Below are 20,424 nucleotides of genomic sequence, written 5' to 3'. Positions count from 1 at the left end.
GGTTTTCGATGCGAAAGAAAATATGGCTTATATGCCTTGCATTATTTATTACTATGATTTTCACTTCATGTAATGCAACAAATGCAAATTCGAAAGGGAAAATTAAACTTGGTGTAACAAGTTGGAAAGAAAATATTGCAACTGCAAACATGTGGAAAGTTTTATTAGAAGACAAAGGTTACAAGGTTGAGCTCATGTATTTAGAAAAAGCTGCGATTTGGACTGGCGTCGCCCGTGGCGATGTTGATGCTAATTTAGAAGTATGGCTGCCTGTTACTGATAAACCGCTAAATGCTCGTTATAAAGATGACATTGTCTTAAAATCAAAATGGTATGAAGGCACTGGTCTTGGTTTGGTCGTCCCTTCTTATATGAAAAACATAAACAGCATAGAAGATTTAAACGCACATAAAGATGAGCTAGATAATAAAATTGTTGGGATTGAACCAGGTAGTAGCCTTATGAATTTAACGGATAAAGCAATGAAGGCATATGATATAAAATTAAAACTTGTCCAATCTTCAGAAGCTGCGATGATGAGCGAACTAAAGAAGGCATATACGAAAAAGAAACCAATCGCTGTTACGCTTTGGAATCCGCATTGGGGTTTTTCAGAATTTGACTTGAAATATTTAAAAGACCCTAAGAAAGTATATGGTGAAAAAGATGACATTTATTACTCCGTTCGTAAAGGTTTCGAAAAAGATCATCCGGATATTGTGAAATACTTTGATAAATGGAAAATGAATGATGAACAGCTTGGTACGTTAATGGTCATGTTAAATAAAACGAAAGATCCGGAAGAAGCCGCGCGAAAATGGATTAAAAAAAATCAAGCTTTAGTTGATGAATGGGTAAAAGAATGACAAAAACAAGCTAGGGAATTTATCATATTCTCTAGCCTGTTTCATTTTATTTTTTCTCAATAACTGCATCAACAATTCCATATTCCTTCGCTTCTACTGCCGTCATAAAATATTCTCTTTCTGTATCATGAGCTACCTTTTCTACTGGTTGCCCTGTTCGATCAGATATGATTTTGTTAATATCATGTTTTAACTTCAATATTCTTTTTGCTGTAATTTCAATCTCTGTTGCTTGCCCTTTTACACCGCCGAGCGGTTGATGAATCATGATTTCACTGTTAGGGAGCGCAAATCTTTTTCCCTTTGCGCCAGCTAATAGTAAAAGCGCACCAAATGATGCCGCAAAGCCCATACAAAGTGTTTGCACATCTGGTTTAATAAGGTTCATCGTATCTAATATTGCAAATCCCGCTGTCGTTGAACCGCCCGGACTATTGATATACAAGAATATATCTTTTTCTGCATCTTCCGCTTCTAAAAATAATAATTGTGCTACTACACTGCTTGCAACTTGATCGTTAATTTCTGAACCAATCATAATAATTCGGTCTTTTAATAATCTTGAATATATATCATAGGAGCGTTCTCCTAATTTCGTTTGTTCTACTACGTAAGGAATTGCATTCATATTAAATCCCTCCATCTATTTTATGCCGCACTAAGCATACAACTGTAAGAAGAAGGTTTTTTCATACTGAATAATAACACCGGTTGTATTGATGGTAACTTAGTGAAGTCTATTGTTGGGAGAAGTTTCGTCAACAATTCAGGTCTTTCTTCACGAATAGAAGTTACAACGATTTCAACATCATCCGTGTACTCCACTATTTCAATGCCTTCTTCACTTACAGTTTTCAGCCTATTTCTACTCCTAAATAACGATGCTTTCACTGCACCTTCTGATACCGAACATACTTTAGCAATATCCGCGATACTATATTGAAAAACATCCTTTAATAATAAAATTACAGACTGTTGCACATTTAACGAAGACAATAATTCCCCTACCATTTCATGCAAATCTGCAATTTTTTCATGTGGTTCTTCAAATGTAATTTGCTGTTCTAACTTTTCTTGAACGGATTTTGATTTCATTTGATCTAACCATTGATTTCGAGCAATTTTATACAGAAGCGTTATACAAATTTTCTTCTCACTATACTTTTGAAGAACTTTGCAAATTGCTTCTTGGGCAAGGTCTTCCCCATCCCATTTATTCTTCGTCAAAAACGTACAGTATCTTTTTACCTCTGCATAATGTTCAATTAATAAATTTATATTTGAATGATTCATATCGATATGATTCTTTAAAACCTGAGTTACTTTTGTGCACAAAATAACCACTCCTTTTCAGCGCTTACTTATTAAACGATTGAACAAATAAAAAAGTTACGGTACTTTTAATAAATTTTATGTTTATGTTCATGGATACGGGTCATAAATATGTTATATAGAATTTTACATGAGGAGGAATCAATTTGCCAAAATTAACAGTGGAAGGTACCAGAACTTTTGACATTAAAGAAGGAACGAAATTAGTATTAGCACTTGAAGATAACGGTGTACACATTCTTCATCGTTGCGGTGGCAAAGCCAGATGTACAACTTGCCGAGTTGAAGTCATTGCAGGTGATTTTTGTGAGGCGACAAATGATGAAAAACAAGCTATTACGGAAAAAGGAATTGAAGACCACTTACGATTATCGTGCCAAATGCGTGTACATAAAGATATTACTGTTCGCCCTATACTTACAGTTGAAAATTCCGGTTTAGATGCTGGACCGCGCCCGGCGGAGTAAAATGATGAATTTAAAACAGCTTGCAGGCGAATATGCTGCTGGCTTTGTAAGAGATGGTATGACGATTGGACTTGGTACGGGTTCAACCGTATATTGGACGATACAAAAGTTAGGTCACCGTGTACAAGAAGGGTTATCTATTCAAGCTGTACCGACATCAAAAGAAACTGAAGTATTAGCAAAACAATTATCTATTCCGCTAATCTCTTTAAATGAAATTGATATACTTGATCTCACAATTGATGGAGCAGATGAAATTAATTCAAATTTACAGTTAATAAAAGGCGGCGGTGGTGCATTACTTCGTGAAAAAATTGTTGCCTCTTCCTCTAAAGAACTTATTATTATTGCAGATGAATCCAAACTCGTTTCACACTTAGGTGTCTTTCCACTTCCTATTGAAATCATCCCCTTCTCTTGGAAGAAAACTGAAAAACGAATGCAAGATTTAGGATGCGAAACACGTTTACGTATGAAAGATGGCAGACCATTTATAACTGATAACGGCAATTTAATTATTGATAGTATTTTTCCAAACAAAATACTGAATCCAAATGAAACACATACAAAGTTAAAAATGATTACCGGTGTAGTTGAAACAGGATTATTTATCAATATGACGAGCAAAGCGATCATCGGAACAGAAAACGGTATAAAAGAATATTAACCATTTTAAAAACTGATTTTCGCAAGTCAGTTTTTTCTTTTTGCTTTTATAGCATTACAGTATGATATACTATGAAAACACATTCATATCACACTAGAAAGGGCTGAACAATTTGCAATCCAAACTCATAACAGAACTTACAGATTTAGAAACTGCCTTTCACATTCGAAAAGAAGTTTTTGTAAAAGAACAAGGTGTCCCACTTGAAGATGAATTCGATAAATTTGATGAAATCGGTGAGAAATGTAAACATATTTTAGTTTATTATAACGAGCTTCCTGTAGGAACTGGTCGTATACGATTCGTTGACGGAATGGGTAAACTAGAACGAATTTGTATTTTAAAAGACTATCGCAAATACGGATTAGGCAAAGTAATAATCAAAGCACTAGAAGATATTGCTCGTAACAAAGAAGCAAACAAAGTTAAACTACACGGTCAAACACAAGCTGAAGGGTTTTATGAAAAATTAGGCTATCAAACTTCTTCTGATGTATTTATGGAAGATGGAATTGCGCACATTCTTATGACGAAAGTGTTATCATAATAGAAAGGTTACTATATGATTCTACATTATGTATTCGTATAGTAACCTTTCTGTAGCTTATTCGTTTAAAAGTCTCTTTGTTGAATATTCTAGATTAATACAAAAAGACGACGCTGAATACGTCGTCTTTTTTATAAGCAGAAAAGTTAATTCTCAAGCTTCCTTTTTTTGCATCAAAGCCCATCATCTTTCATTTCATCAACTCCTCGCTTCATATAACATAAAAGTGTCTATATCATTTAATATAGACACCCTTTCACATGTATAGTTTTAATAACGGCCTGTAAATTTAAAAATTTCATCAACTGCTTGCTTATACCCACCTGATTTTCGGAGAGACTCCTTCAAATTCAAAGCAGCTTCTTTACATGGCGGATTATTTAATACTATTTCTACACTTTCACTTAGTTGATTCGCAGTTAATCCTTGCATTTGTAATTTAACTCCTGCCCCGAGACTCTCCACTTGCTTTGCGATTACTGGCTGATCTGCACTTTGCGGAATTACAACGAGTGGAACCCCGTTATATATCCCTTCATGCGTACTGTTCATACCGCCGTGTGTAATAAATAGTTTCGTATATTTGAGAAGTTCAGTTTGTGGTACATAGTTTTTCACAATGAAGTTTTTAGGAATATTACCTAAATTACTTATTTCCGTTTTGTTGCCAATAGACATAACAATTGTATGCTTACTATTCTCGAACGCCTTCATACAAAGTTTATAAAAATCAAGCGCTTCATTAAAAACAGTACCTAATGAAATGTAAATCAGGCTTTTTTCTTCAATTGAAGTGTAATCAAAACCTTCATTTTTCACTTGTGTAGAGATAGATGGACCTACAAATTTGAATGTTTCATTAAATGTATCCCCAAAAGGTTGGAACTCCTTAATTGTATACACAATAGTAAGTGAAGCTGGATTACAGAAAACTTCATACGGTGAGTTTATATCAACACCATATTTTTCTGTAATTCCATTAGTCAAGTTTTCAAAATCATTATGTATTCTATCCTGAACTTCCAGTGGGATACTTTTAGAAAGATGGTCTAACATTTGTTTAAATGATTTTTCATCTTGTGCAAAAGATGTGCATGAATTTATGGCTGGAAGATTAAGAATTTGAGCAATTAAGCGACCACAGCCAAACATCGAATCATGAATAATATAATCAAAATGTTCGCCTTCAATTTGTTCTAAAACACTAGGTATTACAACATCCGTTGTATGTAGAAGGCCGTTTATTCTTTCCTGTAAATAATTTCGACCACCGGAAAGAAATGCTTGTATAAATTTTTGATCATCAATCGTTCGTACAGTAGCACCTGTCTTCTCAATACGCTCCCTGAAAGCCTCTATTGAAAAATAAACTACCTCTTCACCGCGAGAAATCAGTTCTTCTACAACATGTAATGTTGGATTTATATGTCCTTCTGATCCAGCGTTAATGAATAAAACACGTGCCATTCAAAACACTCCTTAAATTTTAAAATTTCTATGTTGTAAAGAATATGGATACGTCCCATACTCTTTACGGTGTTATATGTATCATTTTCCTGCTAAATTGACCTAGCAAGCCTAAAACCGAGATCATCTATATGAAATGTAGGATGACTACGACGGCGACAAGTGGCACCGCAACCTCTAGCTGCTTCAGCCCAACTACCACCACGAAAAATGCGGTATGACCCGTACACTGTTTCATCATACAAATCATAGCACCATTCCCAAACGTTCCCTAACATATCATAAAGTCCCCATGCATTCGGCTCTTTTTTACCGACGTCATGAATTTGTCCACTTGAATTTTCATTATACCATGCTATTTTCTGAAGTTCCCCATACGTATATCCCGTTATTCCAGCTTTACATGCGTATTGCCACTCTGCCTCAGATGGTAATCGGTAACCGTTGGACTCTACATTACAACTAACCTTTTGGTCGTCATCACTAATGGAATAATACTCTGTTAATCCCGCTTTATTAGAAAGTAAATTACAAAAGGCAATTGCATCATTCCATGAAATATTTACAATTGGTTTATTACTATCTTTATCATTATTTGATACACTATTTGTAATAGCATAATATATTTCCATCGTTACAACATATTTTGCCAGAAGATATGGCTTAATTTGAACTTGCCATTCTTTTTTTATTCGATCATCTCTTAATGTTACTTCTCCTGCTGGAATTTTCACCATATAAGAATCAATCGAGCGAATGATTTCATTCAATGTTATCCCCTCCATTTTAAAATGGAACAAAATTTACTCTTTGAGTGCATAAGTTTATACTTGCTGCACTTCTTTTAAAAATCGCTGCACTTCTTTTGGAGATTTTAAAATAATAATTTCTTTATCCTGACTTAATTGATTTAGTCTTTTGAAAATTGCAGGTCTTTTCGACTTAGGATATTCCCATATCCATTTAAAAAATTGTAAGTCAAATCTTTCTTCACATCCAGTGCCCATATCCGGTCTTGTTTTATTCCGATAGTGCACAATTCTTTTAAAAGCACGATAAATACATATTGTTCTATGTATATCAAGAAAGATAATTGTATCAGCTGCGTTAATTCTTATGTCCATTGTCCCGCCATAATTCCCATCAATAATCCACTTTTCTTCTTTAATTAAGTCATTTTGAACTGTTCTTTGTTCCTCCCTCGGAACACCTTCCCAATTCGGTTTCCAAAATAAAGCATCAAGATGATGCACCTTAATATTTAGTTTATTACCTAACTGCCTTGCTAATGTAGATTTTCCTGAACCACCAGAACCAATTAATATAATTTTTTTCATATGAGTACGATTCTTTCTATAGATTCCTCAATTTCTTCCTTATTAGCAAAAATCCATAAAAACATCTCTTCATTTAACTTTAGTAAATCTTTTAACTGAACAAAATAAGTAATAAATATAACTTGAATTGAAAGCATTACATACCAAATTGATTGTAGCTCTTCTCTCGTTAAAATGTTTTGCTTATAATATCCTTTAAAAATTTCACTTACAATTTGTAACCATTTCCCTCTTAATGTTTCATCACTAAATATCTCACTTAAAATACTTGTACAGCAATAGCATAAATCGAATACTCTAACGTTTTCTTCTAGAAGCTCAAAGTCGATAAACCCTTGAAAATCACTTTCTTTAAATATTACATTTGATAAGTGCATATCGCGATGAATAATTTGTTTCGGTAATGAGTGAACCGTTTCCTTGAAAGCTGTATGTATTTGACCCATTTTTTGAATTACATTCCGATGAACATGCTTATTCTTTACTAAATTCGGTAAAGCCCATTCGTATACCACTTTATATAACTCTCTTTTTATTAACTCGTTAGCACTATTCACTGAATTTAGTTCGTGATGTAAATTAGCTATTTCCTCTCCAATTTTGCTTCCTAGCACTTTTAGCTTTTCTGTATCTTTTATTTCTAGTACACTTCCGGTAACATATTCGTACAAACAATAATTCTTCTCTTTATAAAATACGTACCTTTCATCATTTCTCGTTTTTACTAATTTTTGTACTTTAACTCCTTTTTCATGAAGCTGTTCTAATACATTTAGTTCAACTAAAAACTGTTTTATCGATCCCTTTTCCTTTAAAATATACGCTTTTTTATTACAATGAATCTTCGTTACGTTAGGTTGTATTTCAGTAGCTGTGACATCTTTATCTTGAAACCAAAACTTTGCAATTTCCAGTGCATGCTCCATATACAAATCACCCTTTTTTAAATCTCTTATTTTTTCCGTAACATAAACTCGCAAAGCATTCCTACTCCAACACCAATTGTGTAAGCCACTAAATCACTCCATAAAAATCCGTAACCTAATACGAGTCCACCTAAAGTCGTTGCGCGAATGCTATCAATCCATTCCGCATGGTACAATTGGCTAATTTCAATCCCGTAACAAAATATCAAACTAATAGAAGCTAATTTCTTCGTTTCTATTTTAGGAAACAAAAATCCGAATCCAGTAAAAATCATTAATGCCCATAAAGCATCACCTAAGTACTCATTTAACAAATCTGGTAACACAAAAGCAAACTTTCTTGAACTAAGACCTAAAATAATAACAACTATAGTAAACATTGCATATAGTAATCTATTTCGTTTCGTATTCATTTCAAAATCCCCTAATATATAATGTAAAACTATAAATAGCTAGTAAAATATAATCATTTTACTAGCTATTTATAGTCAGCTTCACTTTGTATTTAATCCAATAACTCTTGTTGCTTTTTCTTTGAAAACGATTGCAATACTAAATCATATGACCAATCTATCATCTTATTAATTTGTTCTTGTCCTACATCTTTATGTATGTACACTGTATTCCAATGCTTTTTGTTCATATGATATCCAGGAATTATTGTTTCTGGGTAATCTTCTCTTATTCTTAATGCGAGTTCTGGATCACATTTTAATGTAATTGCAGCTTTTTCACCTTCTTCATGGTTTACTATCGCAAATATTTTATTATTGAGCCTCATACATGTTGCACTCCAGCCATCTGGAGAATCTTCTGTCGCTTTTCTTTTCGATAAACAATACCCTCTCGTTGCATTCATTCTTCTGGCACCTCTTATTCTTTCACTATTTGATTACGATGCATTACTATTTGCTTCGTCGCTTGAAATTGCTGTTCACCATAAAACTTTATTAGTTTCTCTCCGCAAAATAGACTAACAATATCAATATGAGATAACTCTTTCAATAACATTGTAAGCATATTCTCTCCAATACCTTTATTTCTTACACTCTCATGTACGACAACATCTTCTATGTACGCTCGAAAAACACCATCTGAAACGACTCTAGCAAATCCAATTAATTCATTTTCTTCCCATACTCCAATTGCTATGCAATTCTTTAACATCTTTTCAATATCGACTTCTTTTCTTTCTGGCCACCAGCCTACAGAATCGTAAAGTTTCTTTATTTTTTCTACACAGATTGGTTGTTCATGTTGTAATTTATACGTGTACATTTTTTCTCCCCTCAACTAGTATACATAATATTATTATACTCTCTTTTCTAAAAAGTGTTGACTATGCCCTTTAGGATGATCTTCAACAACACCATATTCTCGGTATCCGTGCTTTTTATAAAAATCTGGTGCTTGGAAACTAAATGAATCTAGTAAAATGAGTCTACATCCTTTTTCCATCGCAATTTCTTCTATTTTATGTAACAATTGACTACCATAACCATCATGACGAACAGATTCATCAACCCATAAAAAATCGATATGAAGATGATAAAAATACATCGTTCCTGTTACCCCGCCAAAGATTTTTCCATCTTCATCTTTCACTACGAAGCTTACTTGTTCCATCGGTTGCTTTACTTCATCTGTTAAAATAGACATGTTATATTGAATTACTTTATTTTTTATGTATTCTCCTTCAGTGCGAGTACCATTCTCTATGCGTTTCATATATTTCTTCCTTTCAACTTAGTAAGCTATAATTAATTTCTATTTCTTCTCTTTAATATACTAATGAATACAAATCCACCATATATAATAAAGCAAGAAAACCCAATTATCCCTGGTACAGAGACATAACCAGTTCTCACATAACTTATAACGGCAAAACTAGCGATTAATAATAAAATAGATGGCCAAAATATAAGAGCTGTTTTTCTTCGTCTCTGTTTCGATGTACTTTCTTTCACTTCAGAAATACGTGTACCAAAAAGCAATACAATACAAATGAGAATCGCTGCAAAGTAAATAGTATCTAATGACAATGTACGATCATATAACGCGATGCCAACTTCCAAAGCAATAATTGTTACAATTAAAATGATAATCGTTGAAGTTTTTAAGTTTCTTTTCAATCATTCACCCCGCGATACTTTTTTATATTCTTTGTACAAACACTTCAAAGCTTCTGTAATTGTTTCATCTACCATTTTATTATTAAATCGATTAGGTAAATCTTTACCTCCAATTACATAAAGAAACGGAAATTCATGAAACATTCCTATTATACCAATATTTATTGTAGCCGTGGGTAATCCACCGGTCATATGTGCTAGATGATAATAAGGTATACTTTCATAATCACCTTGTTGTCTTACCATTCCACTTATAATTGGTTCCCATAATTCTGGTGCGGATTTATGTCCTTGGAAAATATGTAATAAAAGCGAAAGAACTTGTTTTAATTCTCCAATATTTTTCTCATCTTTAGGGTTTTCCTGTATATGAATCTTGGAAAAGTTCGTTGAAACATATTCTCTGATAGTATCCCATCCTCCGCAGTGCATAACAATTGACTGAGCGATATAGCTGTCGTGACATGCTACCATTACTTCAACAGCTTTACTAAGTGTTAATGTAGCTCTGTCTTGTAAGTGAGGATATAACTGCGCACTATCTTCATTTGGATTATACTTAATGTGATGAAGTTTATCACTCCAACTAATTAGTTTATCCTTTACCATCTTTGCTACTGCAAATCCAATTGCAACTTTTGCTGCTGATGCTAATGGAACATATAGCTCATCGTTATGGGTAGCAACTATATTTCCATTCTTTGTTGAATAAACAAGTATTCCAACTTGACCAATTTGTATTTCTTTTATTTTTCCAATGACAGCCTGCATATTAATCCCTCTTTTTATATCGTTTTATCATCTTCTCAAAATTCGATATAGAATATAAGAATCCTTTTTTGTTAAATGATATTCACGAATACAATAAGAAAAAGATAGTATGAAATGTCTTCACACTACCTTTTTAAATGAATTATTACGCATAACGAATATATCTATTCTTCGATAGGATTTCCAGGCCCGTTAAGCTCCAATTGATAAAAAGCTAAATCTAGCCATCCATTGAACTTATAACCAGCCTTTTTTATTGTTCCCGAATAAACAAATCCGAAGTTTTTATGCATTGCAATGCTTTTTTCATTTTCCGCATCAATTCCAGCAATTAAGGTCATATACTCTCTTTCTTTTGCAATTGTGATTAATTCTTCCATTAAAGAAGACCCAATTCCATTTTTTCTATATTCCTTATGAACATACACAGAATGCTCAATTGAATATTTATAGGCAGGCCAAGCTCTAAACGGACCAAATGTCGCAAATCCTACTACTTTATTATCTAGTTCGTATACAAAAATCGGATAGCCATCAGCCTTTTTTTGTTCATACCAATCTATTCTATTTTCAAGGGTTACAGGTTTATATGCATATACAGCTGTTGTATTTAGTATCGCATCATTATAAATATCTAAAATATATGTTACATCTTTTTCCGTTGCTTCCCTTATCATAGTTTTCTTCCTTTCATATACGTTATCTTTTTTTACTACCTATTCGTTCCTATTCGTTACACGAACACTAGCTTTTCGGAAGCCATCATAAATGTTTAATGCAGCAGATACTATATAAATAAGAATACCTCCACCAATTAACCACTTTTTAAATTCCTCTGGAGAAGTAGTAAACACATTTGCCACATACGTAATAAATCCTTCGTTAAATAAATGCGGATTTACTACAATTACAATGAATGCTATTGTTCCCGCTAGTTGAAGAATAGCATTCCCAATTGCCAACTTTTTTGTCCATTGTCCCTGCACTAACTTATAAAGAGATATACCTATTTCAAACACAATCATAATCACAACGATTGGCCAATATTGAAGTAAAACCTCTTGATTAAACGTCGGCGCGACAAACTTCAATCCATTTTCCGTGCCATGGTATACGCCAACAAGATGATTCGCATAAAAGTAAAGTGTAGCCCAAACCGCTGTCCACATCAAACCTCCAAAAACTTCAAACTTTGAGATCGACTTTTTCTTTGGAACATACGAAATATTTTTTAAATCATCAGGAGTCCATTTTTTAAAACTTGTTGTTAATGGGTGTGGATCCTTTTCTTTATCAGTTCTTTCTATAACAGCAAATACAAGTGTCAACCAGAAAAATACATGGAGGCCTACTTCGACAATTTCCCCAATGCCTTTACCTATCAATTTTAAAATAACATTTAATACTGCTTGATCACCACTATAGCCTATAAAATTTTCTGCAACCATTGAAATGAGTGCAATAACAGCTGCAATTGGTATAATCATTTTTAATAACGTCGTATATACATCAAAATAACGTGGTCCAATTAAATGCATCGGTCTTTCCAAATACCCATTAGCCAATGAAACTGGACTTCCTAATTTTTCGAGTACGCTCTTCACATCTTCCTCATTATAATCGTCAGGTAACATATCCTCTATTGTTGACCGTAGTTCAAGTGTAATATCTTCACGATTTTTTTCAGGTAATCTCCTCGCAACTTCCTGGATGTAGATATCAACTAAACTCATTCTCATTCTCGTCCTCCTCCTTTAATAAGTTATAAAGTTCCTTCGAATCCTTTATCCATTCCTTTTTCAACTGCAAGAATATCTCTAATCCATATTCACTTAAAACATAATATTTACGAGGTCTACTCTCTGTTTTATCCCAACTACTCGTCACTAGCTCTTGCTTTTCTAAACGGCGAAGTAGTGGATATAAAGTACTTTGACCTATTATAATGCCTGATTTTTCTAACAATTTAACAAGTGAATATCCATACTGCGGCATTCTTAGTTGACTTAAAACCGCTAATGTCAATGTCCCTCTTCTTAGCTCAGTAATTAACGAATTTAATAAAGCATCCATGTATTCACCTCATTTCCATTACTATATGTCATACAGTATATGTTTTATACTATGTATCATACAGTATTATTGTGACAAAAACAATAATTATTTACCAAAAAAATACATAATTAAAAGCACAAACTACATGATTTGTGCTTTTCTAGCCAACTTAAATATCTATAACACGCTTAACTTTGTATCTCTGGTAATATAAACTCTCCTTTTTCTTTAGAAAATGGGACAACCTCTACAATCGCCTCAACATTGATTACTCCATATACATGCGGGTATTCTTGACCGTTTGAAGCAAGTTCATATTTTATTTCTGCTTTTACAAGAGATGGATCTATTGTAAGTAATAAAACATCTTTTTCATGATTGAAATGTTTTTGAGCAACCTTTAAAGCTTGTTCAAATAATGAACAATGAATAAATCCCTCTTCTATAAGTGATTCTTCATTAATTTCTCCAGTTGTTTTTGCGATTTCCCAATTTCTTTTTGTTATTACTTTTGTTATCATAGTTATTTTCTCCCCCGTATCATTATATAGAAAAACAAGAGGTCTTCTGTACATTACTAGAAAAGCCTCTTGAATTTATTATATATTTTTATCTCTTAATTAAAGGTGATACTTCCCCACTATAGAAAATCCATAAATCATGAAGCGATCTTGTACATCCGACATACAATAACTTCGCATCGTGTTTTGTATTTTTGTAATGTTCTTCATCAACATCGATTAGAAGTACTGCATCAAATTCTAATCCTTTCGCCAAGTATACAGGTACTACCGAAATACCACCTTCATATTTACTTTGATCTGCTTCAATAACATTGACTGTCAACCCTGCATTTGTTAATTTTTCATATATATCACGGCATTCATCATCTGTTCTTCCAATTACCGCAATTGTTTTCACATCTTCATTTTGTAAATGCTTTAACGTCTTCATAATTTCAGTGAATTGATCTTCTGCATGGATCACCTTCACGTCTTCACCGCTACGGAAAACTGGTGTTGCCAGTCCCACTGGAATCTCTGCATTTTTAATTATTTCATTCGCGAATTCAATAATTTCTTTTGTAGAACGATAACTTCTCGTCAGTTCATAATAACCTGTTTCTTGGAATACTTCCTTAAAAGCACCCCAGTCTCCAATTCCTTGATAATCATAAATCGCTTGAGATAAATCACCTAATATGGTGAAAGAATTACCTAGTGTAATTTCTTTTAACACATACACTTGGAATGGTGAAAAATCTTGCGCTTCATCAATAACGACGTGATGGAACTTTTGTCCAATTTCAATTCCTGTTATGCGATGATGTATGTAAATTAAAGCTGGTAAGTCTTCTACATACACTTCTTTTTTACTACAATTCTTTTCTGTTTCTTGAACAAGTTCTTCAGGTAATACTTCGAGTATTTCTTTACTCTTTATTATTGAATTATATAGTGAAAGCGGGCTCATTTTCGGCCAAAAATTCATATATGTGTTCAATCTCTTTGTCGCTTCTTTTTTTAGTAATTTTTTCTCGTTTGTTTCTCCAAACTTTTTAAGCTCAATTTCAATCCAGCGCTTCATACGGCCGACTAAACGTTCTCTTCTTTTCTTTAATGGATAGTGTTTATATTCAACCTGCATCCATTTTTTAACGTCTTCCACTGGAATAACAGCTTTATCCCATGCCTCAAAATCTTTTGTTGGCACTAAATCTTTTTCAAATTGAATCATTCTTTCTTCAATAAACGACTTAAATTCCAACGTGCCTTTCAATTTACCTAGCATAACCTTTTTTTCATCGCGATTAATTGAAAAAGCTTCTTTCAATTTTTCTTCTGTCTTCTTCAGTTTCACCGAACCCTCTAACAGACGCAACGCCCAATCTGGAAACGTTGTTTGACTAATATTTCCTACACCTAATTCCGGAAGTACACTCGAAATATAGTCTAAGAACAAACTGTTTGGAGCGAATACGATCATTCTCTCCGCTTCTAGTTGTTCACGGTATTCATAAATTAAAAAAGCAAGGCGATGTAAAGCGATCGTTGTCTTTCCGCTCCCTGCAACCCCTTGAATTAATAATGGTAAGTTTCTTTCCGCACGAATAATATCATTTTGCTCCGATTGTATAGTCGAAACGATATCTTTTAATTTATTATCTTTATTCTCACCTAATCGATATAGAAGAAAATCATCAGTATGCGAGACATCTTCATTTCCTTTTACATATGTATCAACAACACGTTCTAATTCTCTCTTTCGAATGGAAATGTTTCGTTTTAAATAAACATCGCCTTCTACTAATCCGTCTGGTGAATGATAAAATGCTAATTCTTCACCACCGGTAAATGAATAAAACATACTAGCGACAGGCGCTCGCCAATCAATGACCATCGGTTTCATCGTATCTTTATCTGAAACCCCTACTTTACCGATGTAAATCGGCATAACATCTTCTTTTCCATCCTCCTGGAAGTCTAATCTTCCAAAGTACGGCTCTTGCACACCGATACGTAAGTTTTGTCTATTAGACTCCCTCATACTTTCAAGAATTTGCTCTTTAAAATCTTCTCCATAATAAACTGGGATTTTTTCAAGTTGCTCTAATTGCTCATCCATCGTGCATAAAATATCTTTCATTTTCTGTAATTCTTCTTCAAATATATTACTCATTTGATGATTCCCTCCTGTCCGTTCTAATTTTTTCAGTCGAGATACAATTGTATAAAAAATCCATTCATAAAGTCAATAGTTTGAGTAAGAATTTTCTAAAATATAAAAGAGTAGAGATTAATCTCTACTCTTCTTTACTTTAATTCGATATGACAAACATTCAGTTAAACTTGCTAGTTCTTTATATTTCCATTGCTCAAAATCAAATGCTCCCCCTGGGAAGAATCCTACAATACTTAAACCTGCTTTAGTACATAAATCACTAATCTCTTCAACTGTATAACAACGTAAAGACTGTGTTACAATCTCATTAGGCTGATTAGGGTTCCACCAATGATCTAACATTCTTTCATTTATACTATCATATTCATATTTTCTCATAGCTGAACTTAATGGCATTTCTTGTCCACTTATCTTTTTCCAATACAAAGGTTGATAAATATCAATAAGTGCACATCCATCTTCCTTCATCCAATCTTTAATCCGTTTTAGTAGAAACAATTGCTCATCATTTGTTCCTACACCAAATCCATCTAAATAACTAACCACATCAAATTTTTCCTCAAAGTTAATTTGATAAAAATCTCCACAATGAATGGCAATATCACTACTAGAATGTTCTTTTGCAAAGGAAACCAGCTCTGATACAAGTTCAACAGTTGTCATTCTCACATGTAACTTAGACATCGCTCGTGCAAATCCACCATTCCCCGCACCAAGTTCCAACATCGTTTGAAACGGATATCCAACTTGTTCTTGCACCTCTTTAGCAACCTGCTCTATCCAGCTTTCTGTATTTACATCATAATTCGACAGTTCAAATTGTTTTTTGTAAAATTCCTTCACATTTAATTCGTTCATTATTATTCTCCTCCTGTAATAGTTTTTTCTTCTACAGGTTAGAAACTAAATTTCTGATACCCATAATAATCCCCTTTCACTTAACACTACCATTTCAAAATAGTAAAATATTCCCTTTCAACTACATTTAATATAATATCAAAATATACTGAATATTACAACCGAACTCCTTGCAACTTCTCTATTACATGATAATATCTATAAAGTATGTTAAATAACTAAACTTAAATACTCGAAAATGGAACGTGCTTTCTTATTAAAAGATTAGGTAATGCCTCTTTAACATGTCTTATTACTTTGCGCAAAATTGTAACATCCTGCAGCTGCTCGTTATATTCTTCTAATTGCATCAAATACTCATAATTACTTTGAAATATTTTACTTTTTAACATTCCGTTCAAATCCATAACGAGAAAAAGTGTTAACACAGATAAATATTGTCTCTCACCTTCCAAAGATCTTCGTCTTAAAAAAGTGAAAACTTGGTCTTTCGTTTGAAGACAATTATATTTTTTTTGAAAAGATATACCTAATACACGCTTTTCGATTATCTTTATTTGCTTTTTATGCTGTATACACTCCAGTACTGAATTATACAGTTTGTGAGTTAATTGTTGTTTACTGCAAATCATCATTAACCATACTTTTATACCATGCTTATCTCCTAAATGCTCTGTTGCATCTAAAATTTGTTGCAAATAAGAAATATTTGATGTCTTATCAGTTCTCCGTATATTAAATTCATGGTCTATGTAAATAAATTTTTGAAGATATAGTTCTAACAAAATATTTATCATTATTAATATTTCTATATTAGATTGATAAGGAGTTTGTATCGTTCCTTTATCATCATCTATACTTAATAAAAAGAAAAATTCAGGTATTGTTAAACTTTCCATTTGTCATCACCTTCCTTTAGTCAAAACTTTTATTTAAATATATTCACTGTTTAGTTCGTAAGTCCTCTTGCCCTATTAATGAACTAATACAGGATCAGGACAAAAAGTAACCTTGACACTAAAAAACAAATAAGACCCGAATAATGAACATTTTACAAAGCGTTCACTACCCAGGTTTTATATTACTCATAACTATAAGTATTTTTTATTTCTCTCTTTGATACTCCATCCAATCACCAAAATCAATAATCTTCTTCAACATCTCTTTATCCTGAGCAACATACACATATGCATGTATTTCTTTATCAGCAAAATATACTGTTTGCGTTATCCGGTCATATAAATCAGTCTCTGCATTACCTGTATATTCTTCGAGTTCATCTAACTTTTGCAAAACCTCATCATCTACTTCGTAAACTTCCCCATATACCTTTTCCCCGTTTGAACAAATCATTGCCGGATACCCTTCATTAGTATCAAATAATTTACCATACGTCCATGCTTCCTCTGCGATGCATGTTGCACCTTGCATATAATGAGCATTCGTTTGCTCTTTTCTTAACGTGCCATACACAAAAACGTGATGCATATATCCCTATCCCCTTTATATGTCTCTACTTTCTTATTTGTAAATAAGCACGAATCATAAAGTAACTCACTTCATCTGGAAGCTGTTCTTTAATAGATTTCAAACCGCCTTCTGCATTTTGTACGGCAGTTTCAATTAGAGCTTCATACTCTGCTGGAACAAAGCTGTTCCAGTCTACTTGCATACCATCTTCAAAGCAACGGATTAAATGGTTTTCAATCGTTTGTCTCGATAACCCCCGTTCCTTTGCAACCTCATTTAAATCAATACCCTGTTTATACATTTCATATGTTTCTAAATGAGAATTTGCTGAAGCTTTCCCTGACTTTTTACGTTCTGAAACAACTTCTGTCTTAATTGTTTCAGCATAGTTCGGGTTTTCCTCAATAAAGTGCTGTACTGCTTGCAAGAAGTGAGAGCCGTACTTCACAAGTTTGTGCTCTCCAATTCCTTTTACAGTTAGAAGTTCAGAGTCACTTTGCGGCATTTTCGCACACATATCTTTTAATGTTTGATCAGAGAAAATAACGAACGGAGGTACGCCTTCTCCTTGTGCAATTTCTTTACGCACTTCACGAAGCACTTCAAATAAAGGATGGTCTTGAACAATTTGTCGTGTTTCTACTCGTTCTTTACGTAAAACGTTCTCTTTACCAAGTAGCACTTCTTTACCTTTTTCCGTTACTTTTAATGTCGGATATGTACCATGTTCAACTGCGATCAACTCGTCTGAAATTAAAAACTCAATAAACTCACTGACTTCTTTCACACTACGATTGGATAAAAGTCCGTAAGTTGGTAAAGTATGAAAATTAAATTCAATAACTTTTTTATTTTTCGATCCAGTTAATACTTGTGCAATCATTTGTTTTCCAAATCGTTGGTTCGTTCTAATCATACATGATAAAACCATTTGTGATTCTCTCGTTACATCGATACTCTCACGATCGTCCGTACAATTACCACAGCGACCACAATCTTCCTTCGGCTCTTCTCCGAAGTATTGCAAAATAAATGATTGTAAACATTGTTCTGTATGACAGTAATCGGTCATATTTTGCAATTTTTCAAGTTCGTTTGAAAAACGTGATTCTCCAGTTGATTGATCGATTAAAAAGCGTTGTACTTGCACATCTTGAGAAGAATATAACAAAATACATTCACTATCTAATCCGTCACGACCAGCACGTCCTGCTTCTTGATAGTAACTTTCCATATTTTTTGGAAGTTGATAATGAATAACGTAACGAATATTCGATTTATCAATCCCCATTCCAAACGCTGATGTCGCTACCATAACACTAATTTCATCTCGTAAAAAGAGTTCTTGTTGTTCATTTCGATCGTGATCGCTCATACCAGCATGATATTTCGATACCGAAACTCCCGCTTTCCCTAAATCTTCATATAACTGATCGACTACTTTTCTTGTAGCTGCATAAATAATCCCAGATTCCTTCTGATTTTGACGAATATAATCTGCTAAATACGCATTACGATCCTGTCCTTTAATTACTGAAAATGATAAGTTCTCGCGCTCGAACGTTGTCATAATTGTATTTTCTTGATTAATTTCAAGCGTATTGCAAATATCATCACGTACTTGTGGTGTTGCTGTTGCTGTTAACGCTAAAACGAGCGGTTTTTCTGGAAGATAATCTAATATGCGATGTATATGTAAATAACTCGGGCGGAAATCATGTCCCCACTGCGAAATACAGTGCGCCTCATCAATTGCAATCATCGGGATTTTCATATCGATAAGTTGATCAACAAACTCCATAGAATCAAGTCGCTCAGGCGCCACATAAAGCAACTTATAATGTCCTTGTTTCGCCAATTGAATTCGTTGATTCGCTTCTGCAATAGAAATAGAACTATTAATATATGTAGCGGAAATACCATTTTGTATTAATGTGTCCACTTGATCTTTCATAAGTGAAATCAAAGGCGATATAACTAATGTCGTTCCTTCGAATACTAGTGCGGGAATTTGATAACAAATTGACTTACCGCCGCCCGTTGGCATAATACAAACTGTATCTTTCCCATCTAATACATTTTTAATTGTTTCATCTTGTCCTCTTCGGAATGACGAATAACCGAAATAAGACGCTAAAAGTTCTTGTGCTTTTGTAAACAAAAAAGAGTCACCTGCTTTTCTTTATCTTTCATCTATTCCCATTATATCATCAAACTGATTCTCGCCACTTTGAATTTTATAAGTATTTGGGTTCTATTTTCTTCCTACGTTTTCCAACATAAAAAAACAAATCTAGTACACAAGAAGAAAGAATTTCAAAATAAATATTCATTTAATTTACCTTCCTAGAATACTACTAATCGTATACATATGGATTTGAGGAGGTTAAATTATGAAGCGTCGTTACAATAATTCCAACAAACCTAAAGCGTCAAATAAACAACTCCAATTCTCTAATAATGATGCGTGGAAATATGAATCATTTTATAAGTATCAGCCTTTATTTTCTTATAAAAAACTATTTAATTTCCTTTCACAACTTTTTAGGCGTTAATACATGTGCCAAATATATATCATTCAAACAAATTTTCTCAACATTAAACTTATAGACTTACTATAATACAGTTGTTATCCTATATAATAATCTGTTGGATAAACCCCTTATGTTGACCTGCTTAAATTAGCAGGTCTTTTTTATACTTATATATCGTAACCTGATTAAAAAGTCTTTTCTCCATTTTAGAACCCTATTCTGCTCTCCACAAATGATTATAATTCCAAAAAGCAAAATATAAATCCTTTACATTCATACAAGCAATTGATTTTTTTCTCAATACACAAAGTGA

The 20,424-nt window shown here is 33.3% G+C and carries 26 protein-coding genes; 5 read left to right on the top strand and 21 right to left on the bottom strand.

Annotated features, from left to right (window positions below):
- Window positions 1-8 precede the first annotated feature (8 nt).
- Entirely contained in the window at window positions 9-866 is an 858-nt protein-coding gene (locus tag ACP6L7_RS08475) for a glycine betaine ABC transporter substrate-binding protein (RefSeq protein WP_097829384.1), read from the top strand.
- Window positions 867-912: 46 nt separating this feature from the next.
- Here ACP6L7_RS08475 and clpP read toward each other — a convergent pair whose 3' ends face one another.
- Both clpP and ACP6L7_RS08465 read right to left on the bottom strand, forming a co-directional pair.
- Complete coding sequence (gene clpP / locus ACP6L7_RS08470) at window positions 913-1,494, bottom strand: ATP-dependent Clp endopeptidase proteolytic subunit ClpP (RefSeq protein WP_430529023.1); 582 nt, start codon at window positions 1,492-1,494, stop codon at window positions 913-915.
- 20 nt (window positions 1,495-1,514) lie between these two features.
- A complete protein-coding gene (locus ACP6L7_RS08465; RefSeq protein ID WP_097829385.1) occupies window positions 1,515-2,201 on the bottom strand; it encodes an RNA polymerase subunit sigma-70 in 687 nt (228 codons plus the stop codon).
- Between the two features lie 143 nt (window positions 2,202-2,344).
- Between ACP6L7_RS08465 and ACP6L7_RS08460 the strand changes: the two genes are divergently transcribed.
- The 3 genes from ACP6L7_RS08460 to ACP6L7_RS08450 all read left to right on the top strand — a co-directional run bounded on the left by ACP6L7_RS08460 (window position 2,345) and on the right by ACP6L7_RS08450 (window position 3,879).
- The gene (locus ACP6L7_RS08460; protein WP_097829386.1) at window positions 2,345-2,665 is read left to right on the top strand and encodes a 2Fe-2S iron-sulfur cluster-binding protein; all 321 of its coding nucleotides are present in this window, start codon (window positions 2,345-2,347) and stop codon (window positions 2,663-2,665) included.
- A gap of 4 nt (window positions 2,666-2,669) precedes the next feature.
- Window positions 2,670-3,332, top strand: a complete 663-nt coding sequence (gene rpiA / locus ACP6L7_RS08455) for a ribose 5-phosphate isomerase A (protein WP_097829387.1) — start codon at window positions 2,670-2,672, stop codon at window positions 3,330-3,332.
- A 112-nt stretch (window positions 3,333-3,444) separates the two neighbouring features.
- Window positions 3,445-3,879 carry a GNAT family N-acetyltransferase gene (locus tag ACP6L7_RS08450; RefSeq protein ID WP_097829388.1) on the top strand — a complete coding sequence of 145 codons (435 nt, stop codon included), beginning with the start codon at window positions 3,445-3,447 and terminating at the stop codon, window positions 3,877-3,879.
- Between the two features lie 270 nt (window positions 3,880-4,149).
- On the opposite strand, the gene ACP6L7_RS08445 is transcribed toward ACP6L7_RS08450, so the two are convergent.
- The 19 genes from ACP6L7_RS08445 to recQ all read right to left on the bottom strand — a co-directional run bounded on the left by ACP6L7_RS08445 (window position 4,150) and on the right by recQ (window position 19,738).
- A complete protein-coding gene (locus ACP6L7_RS08445) occupies window positions 4,150-5,346 on the bottom strand; it encodes a macrolide family glycosyltransferase (RefSeq protein WP_097829389.1) in 1,197 nt (398 codons plus the stop codon).
- Between the two features lie 92 nt (window positions 5,347-5,438).
- A complete protein-coding gene (locus ACP6L7_RS08440; protein ID WP_141533389.1) occupies window positions 5,439-6,116 on the bottom strand; it encodes a formylglycine-generating enzyme family protein in 678 nt (225 codons plus the stop codon).
- Window positions 6,117-6,170: 54 nt separating this feature from the next.
- Window positions 6,171-6,683, bottom strand: coding sequence for a DNA topology modulation protein (locus tag ACP6L7_RS08435; protein WP_097829390.1), 513 nt, complete (start codon window positions 6,681-6,683; stop codon window positions 6,171-6,173).
- On the bottom strand, window positions 6,680-7,609 hold the full coding sequence (locus tag ACP6L7_RS08430) for a phosphotransferase enzyme family protein (RefSeq protein WP_097829501.1): 930 nt from the start codon (window positions 7,607-7,609) through the stop codon (window positions 6,680-6,682). The genes ACP6L7_RS08435 and ACP6L7_RS08430 overlap by 4 nt, the downstream gene beginning before the upstream one ends.
- A 26-nt stretch (window positions 7,610-7,635) precedes the next feature.
- Window positions 7,636-8,022 carry a ribosomal maturation YjgA family protein gene (locus tag ACP6L7_RS08425; RefSeq protein WP_097829391.1) on the bottom strand — a complete coding sequence of 129 codons (387 nt, stop codon included), beginning with the start codon at window positions 8,020-8,022 and terminating at the stop codon, window positions 7,636-7,638.
- 92 nt (window positions 8,023-8,114) lie between these two features.
- On the bottom strand, window positions 8,115-8,468 hold the full coding sequence (locus ACP6L7_RS08420) for an MmcQ/YjbR family DNA-binding protein (protein ID WP_097829392.1): 354 nt from the start codon (window positions 8,466-8,468) through the stop codon (window positions 8,115-8,117).
- Between the two features lie 14 nt (window positions 8,469-8,482).
- Window positions 8,483-8,887, bottom strand: coding sequence for a GNAT family N-acetyltransferase (locus ACP6L7_RS08415; RefSeq protein ID WP_097829393.1), 405 nt, complete (start codon window positions 8,885-8,887; stop codon window positions 8,483-8,485).
- 33 nt (window positions 8,888-8,920) lie between these two features.
- Window positions 8,921-9,337 carry a GNAT family N-acetyltransferase gene (locus ACP6L7_RS08410; RefSeq protein ID WP_097829394.1) on the bottom strand — a complete coding sequence of 139 codons (417 nt, stop codon included), beginning with the start codon at window positions 9,335-9,337 and terminating at the stop codon, window positions 8,921-8,923.
- A gap of 32 nt (window positions 9,338-9,369) precedes the next feature.
- Window positions 9,370-9,741 carry a hypothetical protein gene (locus ACP6L7_RS08405; protein WP_097829395.1) on the bottom strand — a complete coding sequence of 124 codons (372 nt, stop codon included), beginning with the start codon at window positions 9,739-9,741 and terminating at the stop codon, window positions 9,370-9,372.
- Window positions 9,742-10,512: a serine hydrolase gene (locus ACP6L7_RS08400; protein WP_097829396.1), complete on the bottom strand. Its 771-nt coding sequence runs from the start codon at window positions 10,510-10,512 to the stop codon at window positions 9,742-9,744.
- Between the two features lie 164 nt (window positions 10,513-10,676).
- Window positions 10,677-11,189: a GNAT family N-acetyltransferase gene (locus ACP6L7_RS08395; protein WP_097829397.1), complete on the bottom strand. Its 513-nt coding sequence runs from the start codon at window positions 11,187-11,189 to the stop codon at window positions 10,677-10,679.
- A 39-nt stretch (window positions 11,190-11,228) separates the two neighbouring features.
- Complete coding sequence (locus tag ACP6L7_RS08390) at window positions 11,229-12,245, bottom strand: HAAS signaling domain-containing protein (RefSeq protein WP_097829502.1); 1,017 nt, start codon at window positions 12,243-12,245, stop codon at window positions 11,229-11,231.
- Entirely contained in the window at window positions 12,232-12,585 is a 354-nt protein-coding gene (locus tag ACP6L7_RS08385) for a PadR family transcriptional regulator (protein ID WP_430529022.1), read from the bottom strand. The genes ACP6L7_RS08390 and ACP6L7_RS08385 overlap by 14 nt, the downstream gene beginning before the upstream one ends.
- 170 nt (window positions 12,586-12,755) lie before the next feature.
- Window positions 12,756-13,088 (bottom strand): DUF952 domain-containing protein, encoded by a 333-nt coding sequence (locus ACP6L7_RS08380; RefSeq protein WP_071772747.1) that lies wholly within the window; start codon window positions 13,086-13,088, stop codon window positions 12,756-12,758.
- Between the two features lie 88 nt (window positions 13,089-13,176).
- Window positions 13,177-15,246 carry a HelD family protein gene (locus ACP6L7_RS08375; RefSeq protein ID WP_097829399.1) on the bottom strand — a complete coding sequence of 690 codons (2,070 nt, stop codon included), beginning with the start codon at window positions 15,244-15,246 and terminating at the stop codon, window positions 13,177-13,179.
- A 117-nt stretch (window positions 15,247-15,363) separates the two neighbouring features.
- A complete protein-coding gene (locus tag ACP6L7_RS08370) occupies window positions 15,364-16,107 on the bottom strand; it encodes a class I SAM-dependent methyltransferase (protein WP_097829400.1) in 744 nt (247 codons plus the stop codon).
- 224 nt (window positions 16,108-16,331) lie between these two features.
- Window positions 16,332-17,006 carry a hypothetical protein gene (locus ACP6L7_RS08365; RefSeq protein WP_098361718.1) on the bottom strand — a complete coding sequence of 225 codons (675 nt, stop codon included), beginning with the start codon at window positions 17,004-17,006 and terminating at the stop codon, window positions 16,332-16,334.
- 205 nt (window positions 17,007-17,211) lie between these two features.
- A complete protein-coding gene (locus ACP6L7_RS08360; protein WP_097829401.1) occupies window positions 17,212-17,595 on the bottom strand; it encodes a gamma-glutamylcyclotransferase family protein in 384 nt (127 codons plus the stop codon).
- A gap of 25 nt (window positions 17,596-17,620) precedes the next feature.
- Window positions 17,621-19,738: a DNA helicase RecQ gene (recQ, locus tag ACP6L7_RS08355; protein ID WP_097829402.1), complete on the bottom strand. Its 2,118-nt coding sequence runs from the start codon at window positions 19,736-19,738 to the stop codon at window positions 17,621-17,623.
- A gap of 232 nt (window positions 19,739-19,970) precedes the next feature.
- On the opposite strand from recQ, the gene ACP6L7_RS08350 reads away from it, so the two are divergent.
- Entirely contained in the window at window positions 19,971-20,132 is a 162-nt protein-coding gene (locus ACP6L7_RS08350; protein WP_097829403.1) for a hypothetical protein, read from the top strand.
- The last annotated feature ends 292 nt before the right edge of the window (window positions 20,133-20,424 follow it).

It is taken from the genome of Bacillus silvicola (assembly GCF_050524305.1).
GTDB classification, from domain to species: Bacteria; Bacillota; Bacilli; order Bacillales; family Bacillaceae_G; genus Bacillus_A; species Bacillus_A cereus_AT.
The sequence above is the reverse complement of the archived record's forward strand: the minus strand, read 5'-3'. Positions and strand labels throughout refer to the sequence as shown.